Source organism: Sphingopyxis fribergensis (assembly GCF_000803645.1).
Lineage (GTDB): Bacteria > Pseudomonadota > Alphaproteobacteria > Sphingomonadales > Sphingomonadaceae > Sphingopyxis > Sphingopyxis fribergensis.
Genome location: NZ_CP009122.1, coordinates 320412 through 333480, shown reverse-complemented (window position 1 = coordinate 333480; position 13069 = coordinate 320412). Strand labels below are relative to the sequence as shown.

The 13069-nt window shown below is 63.1% G+C and carries 9 protein-coding genes and 1 pseudogene; 2 read left to right on the top strand and 8 right to left on the bottom strand.

Going from position 1 to position 13069, the window contains the following annotated elements:
• Positions 1-473: 473 nt before the first annotated feature.
• The 5 genes from SKP52_RS01470 to SKP52_RS01450 all read right to left on the bottom strand — a co-directional run bounded on the left by SKP52_RS01470 (position 474) and on the right by SKP52_RS01450 (position 7646).
• Positions 474-2258: an amidohydrolase gene (locus tag SKP52_RS01470; RefSeq protein WP_148308982.1), complete on the bottom strand. Its 1785-nt coding sequence runs from the start codon at positions 2256-2258 to the stop codon at positions 474-476.
• Positions 2255-2617 (bottom strand): cupin domain-containing protein, encoded by a 363-nt coding sequence (locus SKP52_RS01465; protein ID WP_039570886.1) that lies wholly within the window; start codon positions 2615-2617, stop codon positions 2255-2257. The genes SKP52_RS01470 and SKP52_RS01465 overlap by 4 nt, the downstream gene beginning before the upstream one ends.
• 24 nt (positions 2618-2641) lie before the next feature.
• Positions 2642-3967 (bottom strand): NAD(P)/FAD-dependent oxidoreductase, encoded by a 1326-nt coding sequence (locus SKP52_RS01460; RefSeq protein WP_039570884.1) that lies wholly within the window; start codon positions 3965-3967, stop codon positions 2642-2644.
• Positions 3964-5412: an APC family permease gene (locus SKP52_RS01455; protein WP_148308981.1), complete on the bottom strand. Its 1449-nt coding sequence runs from the start codon at positions 5410-5412 to the stop codon at positions 3964-3966. Before SKP52_RS01455 ends, SKP52_RS01460 begins: the two co-directional genes overlap by 4 nt.
• A 71-nt stretch (positions 5413-5483) precedes the next feature.
• On the bottom strand, positions 5484-7646 hold the full coding sequence (locus tag SKP52_RS01450) for a TonB-dependent receptor (RefSeq protein WP_052207717.1): 2163 nt from the start codon (positions 7644-7646) through the stop codon (positions 5484-5486).
• On the opposite strand from SKP52_RS01450, the gene SKP52_RS26420 reads away from it, so the two are divergent.
• Together SKP52_RS26420 and SKP52_RS01445 are read left to right on the top strand one after the other, a co-directional pair.
• The gene (locus SKP52_RS26420; RefSeq protein WP_052207716.1) at positions 7633-7950 is read left to right on the top strand and encodes a hypothetical protein; all 318 of its coding nucleotides are present in this window, start codon (positions 7633-7635) and stop codon (positions 7948-7950) included. The two genes, SKP52_RS01450 and SKP52_RS26420, sit on opposite strands and share 14 nt — an antisense overlap.
• Positions 7951-8275: 325 nt before the next feature.
• A complete protein-coding gene (locus SKP52_RS01445) occupies positions 8276-9157 on the top strand; it encodes an AraC family transcriptional regulator ligand-binding domain-containing protein (protein ID WP_160292344.1) in 882 nt (293 codons plus the stop codon).
• A gap of 227 nt (positions 9158-9384) precedes the next feature.
• Here the strand turns inward: SKP52_RS01445 and SKP52_RS01440 are convergent.
• The 3 genes and pseudogenes from SKP52_RS01440 to SKP52_RS01425 all read right to left on the bottom strand — a co-directional run bounded on the left by SKP52_RS01440 (position 9385) and on the right by SKP52_RS01425 (position 13021).
• Positions 9385-10874: pseudogene (locus SKP52_RS01440) on the bottom strand (IS3 family transposase).
• Positions 10875-10925: 51 nt separating this feature from the next.
• Positions 10926-11531, bottom strand: a complete 606-nt coding sequence (locus tag SKP52_RS01430) for a TetR/AcrR family transcriptional regulator (RefSeq protein WP_052207715.1) — start codon at positions 11529-11531, stop codon at positions 10926-10928.
• Positions 11528-13021 carry an efflux transporter outer membrane subunit gene (locus tag SKP52_RS01425; protein WP_052207714.1) on the bottom strand — a complete coding sequence of 498 codons (1494 nt, stop codon included), beginning with the start codon at positions 13019-13021 and terminating at the stop codon, positions 11528-11530. Before SKP52_RS01425 ends, SKP52_RS01430 begins: the two co-directional genes overlap by 4 nt.
• Positions 13022-13069 lie beyond the last annotated feature (48 nt).

The following is a 13069-nucleotide window of genomic DNA, read 5'->3' as shown; positions in this document are numbered from 1 at the left end:
GCGCTTCCGCGCCATCCTCGGCGAGGATGCCGGCAGCCACGAGGCCGTCCAGCGAGGCCTCGCGTCGGGCGCCAAGAGCTGCAGGACGAGCAAATCCAGATCCGCCACTGCCTTCGCACGGTGGAGGACCTGATCACAGCTTCTCGGGAGACCACCCAGTGACATCTGACTTTCAGCCCAAGCTCCCGGAGGCGTTCGAAAACCTAGAACCTTAGTTACCCACTGGGCCAGGCCGACGGAAAGCGAACGTCATGACGCGCGCGAAGACGCCCCGCTTAAAATTTCCGACACTGTCTACAACTCCATGTTCCCGCGCATGTAAGCGGTGCTGCCTATCTGTTGTCGTGACGTCTGGAAACATCACTATAGCACATCCGATGCCATGGGGTGGGTCACCCACTCCATCAATTCTGTGTGTTACTCAACACACAGAACACCACTCTAGAAATGTTGCTGGAATGCCAGCAACATTTCTAGTTACCTTCGTTCGGCGGGAGGCGGTCAGGGCCCGGTCGGGCATAGACCACTTCGCCATCGATGATCGTCATTACGACCCTCGTGTCATGAACGGCGGTGACTGGCACGGCGAAGATGTCACGGTCGACCACGACCAGATCAGCGCGCTTGCCCATCTCGATTGTTCCGCTGCGGTCGGCTATATTCATATGCCGGGCGGAATTGATCGTGAACAGGTTGAAGGCCTGCTGGAGGGTGATCGCCTCGGCGAGGCCGACCGGCTCGCCGCTGCCGCCGGGGCCGCGCCGGGTGACCAGGGTTTCCATCGCCAGCCACGGATTGACCGAAGGCACGACGTTCCAGTCCGATCCGGGGATGACGAAGACCCCGGCGTCGAGCGCCTCCTTGACCGGGATCCAGCGCTTCATGCGCTCGGGGCCGACCGCCTGCTGCACGCCCCGCACGATGGGGGAGTCGAACCAGATATAGGGCGAGAACTCCAGCGTGGCGCCGATGTCGTGCGCACGCACCAAGTCACTAGGAGCGACGAAGCTATTGTGGGCGACATCGTGCATCTGGCCGGAAAAGCCGTTGGCCTTGCGCGCTGCGGCGATGGCCTCAAGGCTTTCGTGCACCGCCGCATCGCCAGCGGCGTGCAGCTTCACGGTAAAGCCCATTGCATCATAGCGGGTGACGTCGCGGGCCAATTGGGCCGGCGGTATCATCAGCAGGCCGTTGGGTCGCTCGTCGTGTGGCACGCCGCGGACGGGTCGATAGGGATCAAGCATGGCGGCGGTGTGGCTGTCGTTAGGCACGCCGTCGGTCAGGATCTTGATGCAGGTCGGCTCGAAGCGCGCGCGCGCATAGACCTGGCGGTACGTGATGAGGTGCGGATCGGTGGAGATCAGGCAGCCGCGCACGAAGGGCTTCAGCTTGCCGGAATCGGCAAGGTCGGCATAGGCTTGGGCAGCGTCGGTGGTGACCAGCGCATCGTCGAAGGCGACGATGCCGTAAGACATCATCTTGTCGAGCGCCCATTGCAGTGCCCGGACATTGTCGGCCCGGCTGGCGGCGGGGACTTTCTCACGGGCGATAAAGGCTGCGGCCTCGCGCAGGATGCCGGTGGGCTCGCCGTTCGCGTCGCGATCGATCACCCCGCCTTTGGGGTCGGGAGTGTCGCGGGTGATCCCTGCCAGACGCAGCGCGGCGCTGTTGGCCCACGAGGCATGGATCGAGACATCGGTAAGGATAACCGGGTTGTCCGGGGCGATGGTGTCGAGCAGAGCCTTGCTCGGTGCGGCGCCCAGCGCGGCGGGTTCATAGGCCCGTCCCACGACCCATTCGCCTGGCTTCTTCGCCTTGACGCATGCGGCGGTCGTGGCGAGCAAGCGCTCCATCGTGCTGTCCGGGGCGATCTGACACTGCATTTCGGCCGTGCCGGCGGAGATCGGATGAGCGTGCATGTCGTGCAGGCCGGGCAGGACGGTCTGGCCGTGCAGATCGATCATCCTCGCGTTGGCAGCGGCACTGGCCTTGGCAAGTGCGTCGTCGCCCAGCGCGACGATCGCGCCGTCGCTCGAGGCCACCGCGCTGACCCAGCCCGAAGGTGTCAATACGTGCCCGTTATAGAGGACCAGGTCGGCAGGCGGCGGGGGCACCGCCGCCCCGGCATTGGCGAGCTCAGCGTACGCGCTGCCTGCACCGGTGGCCGCGGTGGTGGCGGCGAGAAGGGTCAGCACGGTTTTGAAGAGAGGGCGTCGCGACATGGCGCAAGTGTCCTTGAAACGAGGGATACGGATCATGCTACGGCGAGATAATGCTTGACGAATAGGTCGGACTGCACGTCCCACACGATCGCGGTGCCCTTTTCGACAAACCAGCCCTCGCCTGTGGTGAAGGTGCGGCTCTCGCCGGTGGCCTCGTCGGTCAGCGATACCGTTCCCGCGACCACGACGGCATGTTCGTTGAACGGGTAGGTCATCCGGAACTGGCTGCGGCTGACGCCGAAATAAGCGGAGTGGAATGGCGCGTCCGGGGTTCCGGCGGTGATCTTGCCGAAGGCGGCGCCTTTGCCAGCGAGCAGTTCAGACCCGAGGTCGACGACGGTACCCCAAGGATCGAGGTCGGGGTGGGCATCGGTAGCGAAGGGAAACAGCGTCATGGTCGAACTCTTTTGAAAACGGGGTCAGCGGCGACCGTTGAAATAGCCTGCAAGCTGGTGCCAGGTCTTGGCGGCGCTCAGCAGCGCGGGGGCGAAGTGATCCTTGCCGAGGATCGCGGCGTGAGGGATCGAGCGGACCAGGTCGTAGCGGGCAGAGCCCTCGCTCATGCCTTCTGCCAGCACCTTGCAGACGATGTGCGAGGGGGTCACGCCGAAGCCCGAATAGCCCTGGACGTAGAAGGCATTGGGCCGGTCGGGCAGAGTGCCGATCTGCGGGAACAGGTTGGCGCTGCAGGCCATCGGCCCGCCCCAGGCAAAGTCGATCGCCGTGTCGGCGAGGAACGGGAAGATTTCCAACATCAGCTTGCGGTTCCACGCGGCGAAATCGCGCGGGACGTATTCCAGCCAGCGCGTGGCCGAGCCGAACAGCAGGCGGTTCTCGTTGGTGACGCGGAAATAGTTGATCACCGGGCTGATGTCGCTGAACGCGCCGCGGATCGGACTGATGCGCTCGGCAATTTCGAACGGCAGTTCTTGCGTGGCGACCTGGAACGAATAAGTATTGATGGTCTTGGCGTGGATCGCCGGCTCCAGCTTGTCGAGGAAGCTGTCACAGGCCCACAGCAACTTATTGGCGCGCACCGTGCCCTTTGGCGTACGCACAATGATGCGCGGGCCATAGTCGACCGACTGCACTGGGCTGTGCTCGTAGATGCGCGCGCCGTGGCCAGCCAGTGCCGTGGCCTCGCCGAGCAGGAGGTTGAGCGAATGGACATGGCCACCGCCCATGTGTTTGATCACCGCGTCGTAGCGGTCGGACCCGATTACCGTGTGCACGGCGGTGCCCTGAAGCAGTTCGATGTCCTCGTCAGGCTCGGCCTCGGTGAATTCGCTCAGCCACTTGTGCAGGGTGCGGGTCTGGCGCGGGTTGAGCGAGAGGTAGCCATAGCCGCGGCACAAATCGGCATCAATGCCATAGCGCGCGATGCGCTCGCGGATCACCCCGGCGCCGAGCGTCCCGATTTGGAAAAGCGTCTCCATGCCTTCAGGACCGACATGGCGCGAAACTGCGTTGATGTCGTGGCCGATACCGGCCATGACCTGCCCACCGTTGCGGCCGGTGCCGCCATAGCCGAGGACTTGGGCCTCGAGCACGGCGATGTTGGTGATGCCCTTCTCGGCCAGTTCGAGCGCGGTGTTGATCCCCGAAAAGCCGCCGCCAATAACCACGACGTCGACGTCGAGGTTTTCCTCGAGCACCGGAAACGACAGGTTATACTTCTTGGTGGCCCGATAGTAGTTTGGGGCGTCGAGGCGCTTCCAGAGGTCGTTGGCAAGTGGCAAGCTCATGTTTCGTCTCCCAAAAGTCGTAGGGTGGCATCGCGCCCGGGCCGATCACGCCGGCGAGCGTGCGCGCGCCACGCACCAGCCAGTCCGATCAGCACGAGCACGGCCGGGAAAATATGCAGGGCTGGGCTATCGCTACCGGCGAGCAGGGGCAGGTTCGCAATCACGCAGGCGAGACAGACCGCGAGACCGAGCCCGGCGAGGGTCGGGGCAACCAGCCCGACCCAGCGCGAGGGGCAATCGGGCACGTTCCGGAAGAAGCGCACGATCGCGATGCAGACCACGATTTGGACGGCCAGGATGCCCATTACCGCAAAGGCCGAGGCCCAGCCGAAGACAACTGCATAGGGATCCGGCCGCAGCAATGCCGCACCGACGACGAGGGCGACGGCCATGGCCCCCTGTACCTTGCCGGCGGCGACCGGAGCGCCGTGCGCCGGGTTGACCCTACTGAGTGAACGCGACAGCAGGCCTTCGCGGGCGAGTGCCAGCAGGTAACGGTTAATCGAACTGTGCAGCGAAAGCGCGCAGGCGAACAGGCTGAGGATCAGCAGGGCGCGCATAACCGCGGTCGCCCACCCACCGAGCACCTCTTCCGTGGCGCGGAAATAGAACGTGTCGAGGCCGGCGGCGGCAATCGCCGTGACCCGGTCCGGGCCGTAATACTGGGTGATTGACCAGGTCGAGAAGGCATAGAAGGCCATGATCGCCCCGACCGCGAGGTAGGTCGCGCGCGGAATGCTGGTCTTTGCATCGCGCGCTTCCTCGGCGAACAGCGCGGTGGCCTCGAAGCCCATGAACGATCCGATCACGAAGACCATCGAGACGCCCAGCCCCTTGCCCAATACGATGTTGGGAGCGAAGGCGTCGAGGCCGATGCCGTGTGGCCCGGCATGCAGCAGGCAGCCCAGGTCGAGCAGCAGCAGGATGGCGATTTCGGCCAGCATGCAGACACCCAGGATGTTGCCGCTCAGCTCGACATGGCGGCGGCCGACGAGCATCACGACGCCGATGATCGCCCCGGCCCAGGCCCACCATGGCAGGGCCAGGCCGAGTGGGCCTGCGACATCGCCGAGGTAGACCCCGGCCAGCGCGAGGATCGACAACTGGATCGCGGAGTAGGTGGCGATCGAGACCATTGCGCCCGCCGCCCCCATGCGCCCGCCAAGGCCCAGCGTGATGTATTGGAAGAACCCGCCGGTCGAATCGATGCGGGTGCTCATCGCGGTGAAACCTACCGAAAAGAGCAGGTATAGCAGGCCCGCGACGAGATAGGTCCCCGGTACGCCCGCGCCGTTGCCAAAGGCGAAGGCGGCGGGAGAGGCGCCGACTACCGAGGTCAGCGGCGCGGCGGCGGCGACTACGAAGAAGACGATGTGGCCGACGCCGATCGAACCGGTCAACCGGTCGTGTGGCGCGTCCTGCATTCTGGTTTTCGATCGTTCCATGCAGATGGTCCTCGATCCGTGTTGTCCGCTGTGGATGGGCTGCTGTCCGGCCACGGGGCCGGATAGCGGCATCAGAAGCGGTAGGACGCAGTCATGCCCCAGGTCCGGGGGCGGTTCGACATGGAGCGATACAGCGTGGAGCGGGTGTTGTCGCGCTGGCGGGCGATCCAGGCGTTGTCGTCAAGCAGGTTGTTGACGAACGCCGAGACATCGATGCCATTGAGCCGCAGGCCCGTGCGCAGCGAGAGCAGGTGCGTGGCAGGGACGTTGTCGATCGTGGGATCGGCGATGCCGTTGGCGGGATTGAGGCCGGGGGTCATCGCGGCCTGATGGCTCTTGAAGTTGTAGTCGAGGCGCAGGTAGCCTTCGTGCCCGTCAAGCACGGGGCGGGTGTATTCGCCGTGCAGCGCCACAGTCCACGGCGGGGCGACCACCGCATCACCGGCACTCGCCACCGCGCTGGTCGCGCTCGGGCCGCCAAACACGGTCTTCTGGAACGTTGCGTTGGTGTAGCCGACTGCTGCCGACACCAGCAGGTTCGGCGTCACGTTCACCTGCACGTCGAGATCGAAGCCGCGACTGCGTACCGAGCCGAGGTTGCCGGTGAACTGAAAGCCGCAGCTATTGAGGAAGACGTTCTGCTGGATGCTGTTCCAGTCGACCTGATAGGCGCTGGCCGCCAGTTGGACCTTGCCGCCGAAAGCCTTGTTCTTCGATCCGACCTCGTAGCTCCACACCGAGTCCGAGTTGTAGAGCGGCGGACGGTCGGTCAGGCCCAGGCTGACGAGGTTGCCGTTGCACGGGAGCCCGACGGCGGGATTGTAGCCGCCCGGCCGGAAGCCCTTGGAGACGGTCACGTAGACGAGGTTGTTGCGGTTGAACTGGTAATTGAGGCCGAACTTGGGCGTGACCGGATTTTCCTTTTGGACTCCGGAGTCGATGGTCTTCGGACCGACCACGGGGCCCTGCGCCAGTGCTGAGATTTCGAACTTGGTATGGCTGTAGCGCAGGCCAGCGGTGAAGGAGAGGCCTTCGACTATGCGATAGGTGGCTTCCCCGAAGATGGCATACTGTGAATCGACCGAACGGGTAACCTGGTCGTAGATCAGGTGACCATCGACCAGGGACTGGCCGAAGATCGCGGTATAGGGAGCACCGAAGGTGCTCAGGATATAGGTCGGGAAGTAGGTGTCCGCGACCTGCTGCTGCGCGGTCTGCCGGTTGCGCGACCAAAATCCGCCCACCACCCAGCGCAGCCGCGCGTCGGCATCGTTCGATTGCAGGCGCAACTCGCCAGTGTAGTTCTTCTGGGTGTTGCTGTAATTGCTTTCCGCGTGCTGCCCGGGGATGCTGGGCAGCGAAATGCCGGTGAACAGGCTCTGGTTTAAGGTCGTGTAATCGACCGTATTGCGGGTGCTGCGGTCGAAGTAGGAGGCGTTGGCGACCAGGCGCATCGGCCCCATGTCGTAGTCGATATTTAGCGCGGGCAAGTAGAATTCGTCGTGCGAAGGTTCGGCGCCCGGCTGGTCGTTGATGTAGCGGTGCGCATCGAGATCGGACAGGCTATCCCAGTAGAACGACGACCCGTGCGAGAAGGTATTCTGGTAGAAAATCGACGGCGTGATCGTCAGCGTCTCGCTAGGCGCAAAGGCCAAGGCGAGACGGCCGGCGTAGCTGCGGTCCCAGTTGTCGTTGTGGCTGACCGTGGCCTTGGTGTCGAAGTTGCGCCGGTCGACATACCCCCCGTTGCGGCGATAGTAACCGCTGGCGCGATAGGCGATCTTGTCGGCCACCAGCGGGCCGCCGAGTGCCGCTCCCGCCTCGTACGACGGGGCGCCGCTTTCGGTGAACGCCAACTCGCTGCGCAAGTAGCCGCTTTGGCGGGTCATGTCGGGCTTGGGGGTGATGAAGCGCACCGTGCCGCCTTCCGAGCCGGCGCCGAACAGCGTGCCTTGCGGGCCGCGCAGGACTTCGACCCGGTCGAGATCGAAGATGATCGGATAGGCATTGCCACCGCCATAACCGAGCGAACGGATCTGGATCGGGGTGTCGTCGATGTAGATCCCGGTCGTAGCCGCCCCAGCGGTTGAACTGATGCCGCGGATGGCGATGTTGGTGGCGCGGCTGGTGGTCTGAAACACCAAGCCCGGGGTCTGCGCGACGATGCCGGCGACGTCGCGAACGCCGGTCTTGTCGAGCGAGGCTTGGTTGTAGGCGCTGATGCTGATCGGCACGCGGCTGACGACCTGCGCCGAACGCGTCGCGGTGACGACGATCTCGCCGCTGTTTTCGGCAACGGATGTCTGGGCCTGGTCCGCAGCCTCAGCCGTTCGCTGGGCGAAGGCCGGAGCTGAACATAGTGTGAGAGAGGATGTGCAAAATAACAATATACGCTTCATCGATTTTACCCCCATGTTTGCAGTTACTGCTTTCCTCCCGACCTGTTTTCTTCAGGCCCGTTATTTCAGATTTTTTCAGGACGTGCGTGCGCCGCCGGCCTCTTATCGTGCCGATTTAAGCGCGAAATTTGCCCGATAAGATTTTCGGGAATGTTTTTATTCTTGATATGTTCAACCTACATGTATCGACGCCAATCGCGTTGACTAAATGCGCCAGTATATTGACGAAATGCGCCAGTCTTTCTAGTTTGGCCGTGGATGCCGCGCAGAGCTGCGGGTTGTGCCGGCGGTCCGTTCCGGTTTCGAGGGAGGCGATGGCACGATCTTCAGACGCAGAGCCCCGGGTGCGAACCAGCGTTCTTCACTCGGTCACGGCCGCCACGCGCGACTGGGCCATGGCGCAGGGCAGAGCACCTTGGCCGACGCCCGCGCTTGCATCTGCTGATCCCTATGCCTGGATCCCGTTGCGCGATTATCTCGTCTTTTTCGAAGGGGCCGCCCGACGCTATCGCGAGCCTAATCTCGGCCTCGAACTGTGCCGCCGCTTCCAACCCAGCGCGCTGGGGCCGCTGGGGGTGCTGTTCAGCACGGCGTCGAGCATCTCCGACGGGTTCGCGCATCTCAGCGCCTTCCTCGGCGCATGGCAGGAGGGGGCCGATGCGATCTGCGAACAGGACAAGGCCCTGTTCAGCTGGTCGTACCGGGTTCATGCGCGCAATCTTAGCGGACTGCGGCGGCAGGATGCACTTTTCACCATCGGCGCGACGATCTGCTGGCTGCGCCTGCGGCTCGGCCCGCATTGGCACCCAAGCGAAATCCATTTCGAGGATTCCGCCCCGCACGACATTGCGCCGCTCCGCCAGTTCTTCAAGGCCCCGATCTATTTCGGGCAGGAGACCAACCGCATCCTGATCGACAACGATGACGCCGGCACGACCTTCCGCGATGCCGCGTCGGCGGTGTTCTTTCCGTTCATGCAGCGCCACCTCAGCGACCTGATCGAAGATCGCGGGTTGCCGGCGTTCCTCGTCGAGCGCGTACAAGCTGCGGTCGCCGCACGCCTCGGCACCGAGCCGGTAACGCTGGCTACCATCGGTAAGGCCGTGGGGCTCGCGGAGAGAACGCTGCAGCGCAAATTGGCGCTAAGCGGCACCAGCCTACGAGCGATCGTTCGCGACGAGCGTGAGAGAAAGGCGCGTGAACTGTGCGCACCGGGTCAAGCTCCCGTCGCCCGGCTCGCCGAGCAATTAGGATACTCAGAGGCATCGAGCGCTTGCCGCGGCATCAAGGCCTGGACAGGCGCCACCCCTGGGGAACTGGCAAAACTCGGCTCGCTTGAGAACTAGGCGGTGGCAAAGGCGTAAGCGTCCGACCTTAACCGTGTAAGAGCCGCAGCAAACTTCGCTAAACTGGGTGCGCTGAGTAGTTTGACGTGATCGGCCGCCGCTCCAGGAACACCAGATCGCCTAGTTTTTCTGGACGACAAGCATCTGCAAGATCCCTTTGCGAACTTCGCATGCCTGCGCCGGCCCACGGAACGTGTCAACGATTGTGAGACAGCCGGGTCGGGAGATTAAGCTATCGTCTTTCGCTCCTGGGCCGGTGGGTTGATCCAGACCGCGGTTGGTTTTTGTGGCGGTCGTGGTGGTCGATTGACGAAGCGCTCTGGGTTTGAGCGGTAGGCGTCATCGAGGATCGTTTGACGGGCGGCGTGGACTGCATCTGCCTGGCCGTAATGCACCTGGTCGGGCGTCATCAGCCCGATGCCGAGATGATGATGGTCTCGGTTATACCAGGCGAAGAAGTGCCGGCAGAACGTCCTTGCGTCTTGGGCGCAGCCGAAGCGTTTTGGGAACTGTGGCTGATATTTCAATGTCTTGAAGTGGCTTTCCGAGAAAGGATTGTCGTTCGAGGTATATGGCCGGCTGTGGGATTTGGTGACGCCGAGATCGGCGAGCATGAGCGCGGTAGCCTTGGCCTTCATCGATGGCCCGCGGTCGGCGTGTAGGGTGAGCTGGCCTGGTGAGACGTTATGTTTGGCGACGCAATCTTCGAATAGCGGCTTGAACAGAGCAGCGCTTTCGGTGTCGGCGACATGCCATCCAACGACGCGTCGGCTAAATATATCAATGATTACATAAAGGTAGAAGTAGGTCCATTTGCTCGGCCCCATGAGCTTGGTGATGTCCCATGACCAGACTTGATTGGGGCCTTCGGCCAGCAGCTCGGGTTTCTGATAGACGGGGTGGCGAAGTTGCCGACGGCGTTCCCTAACTTCCTGATGCTCGTGGAGGATCCGGTACATTGTACGGATCGAACAGTGGTAGATGCCCTGATCGAGCAGCGTAGCGTAGATCTCCGCAGGTGCGAGGTCTGCAAAGTGCGGCTCTCGCAGCAAATCGATGATATGCTGACGCTCTGGCCCGAGAATGGTACGCGCTGGCGCTGGCCGTTTGCCGCGAGCAGCGGGGGGATAAGCCACAGCAACCTGACGGCGATGGAAAGTCGCACGCGACACGCCCAGCGCGTCACAAGCCGCCGCAATGATGCCCGAGCCGGTACCCAGCGTAGCCAACGCATCCATCACGGCTTCTCGTCGTCCTCGATCGGGAAGCCTATCAAACGCGCGACTTTTTTTTGAATTTCTATCACAGCTTCGGCACGCTCCAGGCGCTGCTGAAGCCGTTTGTGCTCTCGCTTCAGCTGCGCGTGCTCTGCTGACACGGGGTTGGATGCCATCGGCTTTGGGCCCCGCTTCACGGGGCTCAGACCTTCATATGCCCCAGTAGCGCGCAACCGCCGCCACTCGGTAATCGAGGAGGAATAGATTCCTTCACGCCGCAAGATGGCACCGATCGCCCCTGGTGTGCCGGCGGCACGATCAATCTCGTCGAGGATCTGCAGCTTATATTTGGCGCCAAAGTTCCGCCGCTGCGGGCGGTCCGAGAGCTCGGGCGATGCCGCCGCGGGCGCTGCCACCAGCGTCGGCCTTCGGCCTTCCTCGGCGGCAGCGCCCGCGGCGGCGGAGTTCGTCTCGTCGTTTGGTATACGCGGCATAACCATGGTGATATCTCATCCGCGCCCTCAAGGCTAAATTACCGGCGGTGCTTTGTCTCACCGTCGTTGGCACAGAGGGCCAGCGCCGTTTTCGCTCACACCAGTCAGAAGGCTCAATTGGGCATCGGCGATCTGTGTCGTTAGGATCAGATCGACGCTTTCCACCGACAGGACCTGACCCCGGCAGAACTCCGATCTGCGGATAAGCATCCTGACATCCTGGTGGATGCCTGCCAGGATCTCGCGATAGATCTCCCGGATGATCGGATATCTCTGCCCCTCCGCGATGACGAGGCGCAGCAGGCCGATCGCTTCTTCGTCCGTTGCCGCGCCCACGAGTTTTTCGGCCGCTTCTTCAAGCGAGAGGTTCTTCTCCGTGGCCATATCGAGGGCGGTGGCCACCCTGCACGAAAACTTGGCCGCTTCGTCTCGGATGACCGCTTCGAAGAGTGCCAGCTTGCTGCCGAAATAGAGATAGATGGTCCCGACCGCTCCCCCTGCGCGGCGGATGATGTCGTCGATGCTCGTCGCGGAGAAACCCTTCTCATAGAAAAGCGCCCGTGCGACATCGAGCAGGTGCTGCCGCCGCGCCTCCTTGCGGTCCTGTGTGCGAGTGCGCCGCATCAAACCGTCGTCGGTTGCCTTTACATCGCCGATGGTCATCGTGCGTATCCTTCGACCGGGGTGTTCGGCTGCTCTGAAGGCTGTTCGGGGGACTGCTCGCTCCAACCGCCGCCCAGCACCTTGTACAAGGTGACCAGATTGGCCTCCTGGGTCAGCTTCGTGCGGATAAGGTTCTGCTCGGAGGCATAGAGCGTCCTCTGCGCGTCCAAGACTTCCAGATAACCGGCGACTTTTTCCCTGTAGCGAACGTCCACGAGATCGCTGCTGGCCCGTGCCGCCTCGGTCTGCCGCCGCCGCGCCGCGAACTGGCCGTCCATCACGCTGCGCTGCGACAGGGCATCGGATACTTCCCGGAAGGCCGACTGGATCGTCTTGTCATAGCGCGCCACCGCGATATCCCGGCCGGCCTTGGAAATGTCGAGATTGGCCTTCAGCTTGCCCCCGGTGAAGATAGGCAGGTTTATCCGGGGCGTGAAGCTCCAGGTGTAGTTGCCATTGTCGAACAGGTCTTCCAACTCCGTGCTGGCGCGTCCGACGCCGCCCGTCAGGCTGATGCTGGGGAAGAATGCCGCCCTGGCCGCGCCAATATTGGCATTCGCAGCCATCAGATCGTGTTCGGCAGCAAGGATATCGGGCCGGTTGTGAAGGAGGTCCGACGGGATGCCGGCGGGAATATCGCGCAACCTGACAATGGACGTGAGCGTGTCCTTCTCCGGCAGGAACTGTCCGGCCACAGGAGCGCCCACCAGCAGATCCAGCGCATTGCGGTCCATGGCGACCTGATTGTCCGAAGCCAGCGCCGCTGCCTTTGCGTCTTCCAGTTCTCCTTCGGCCTGCCTGACTTCGAGCAACGAGGCAGTGCCGGCGGCATGGCGCTGCGTGAGGATGTCGAACGACCTTTGCCGGTTGTCCCGCGTATCGTGCGCGAGCTTCTGCAGGTCCAGATCCGCCGCCATCGTGAGATAGGTGGTGGCCACTTCCGAGATCAGGCTGATGTGTGCCGCGCGGCGAGCCTCGACCGTCGAGAGATAGGATTGCAGAGCCTGGTCCTTCAGGCTGCGCACCCGCCCGAACAGGTCCAGTTCATAGGAACTGATGCCGACGCCAAGGCTGTACGTGCTGTCGAACATCGCCATGTCCCGGGGCTGGTGCTGTTCGGTCCCCGTGGCCGTCACCCCCACGTCGGGGATGAGCTGGGCCCTCTGTATGCGGTACTGGGCGCGCGCCTTCTCGATATTCAGGGCCGCGACCCGCAAGTCGCGGTTGTTGTCGAGAGCGAGCTGGATGAGCCTCTGCAGCTTCTGGTCGGCGAACATGTCGGACCATCTGATGTCAGTGACCATGCGGCCATCGGCGCTTGAGGTGACCGGCTCCCGATACTGCTGCGCGACAGGCGAGGCCGGGCGGTGGTAATCGGGAGCGAGCGAGCAGCCGCTCAAAGCGACGGCAAGGCAGCCTAGAGCGGCGATGCCGGGCCGGCGATAGTGCGTGCGGATCGCACGCAGGGGAGTGGCAGGAAGTCTGTTCATTTTTTTGTCCCGACGCAGTGAGTGTGGGGAAGGGAATTTCGCGATGGG

Excerpts from the sequence above, each read along its gene's own strand:
- SKP52_RS01470 (WP_148308982.1), bottom strand. The coding sequence starts at position 2,258 with ATGATCCGTATCCCTCGTTTCAAGGACACTTGCGCCATGTCGCGACGC.
- SKP52_RS01465 (WP_039570886.1), bottom strand. The coding sequence starts at position 2,617 with ATGACGCTGTTTCCCTTCGCTACCGATGCCCACCCCGACCTCGATCCT.
- SKP52_RS01460 (WP_039570884.1), bottom strand. The coding sequence starts at position 3,967 with ATGAGCTTGCCACTTGCCAACGACCTCTGGAAGCGCCTCGACGCCCCA.
- SKP52_RS01455 (WP_148308981.1), bottom strand. The coding sequence starts at position 5,412 with ATGGAACGATCGAAAACCAGAATGCAGGACGCGCCACACGACCGGTTG.
- SKP52_RS26420 (WP_052207716.1), top strand. The coding sequence starts at position 7,633 with ATGCTGATCGGCACGCGGCTGACGACCTGCGCCGAACGCGTCGCGGTG.
- SKP52_RS01430 (WP_052207715.1), bottom strand. The coding sequence starts at position 11,531 with ATGACCATCGGCGATGTAAAGGCAACCGACGACGGTTTGATGCGGCGC.
- SKP52_RS01425 (WP_052207714.1), bottom strand. The coding sequence starts at position 13,021 with ATGAACAGACTTCCTGCCACTCCCCTGCGTGCGATCCGCACGCACTAT.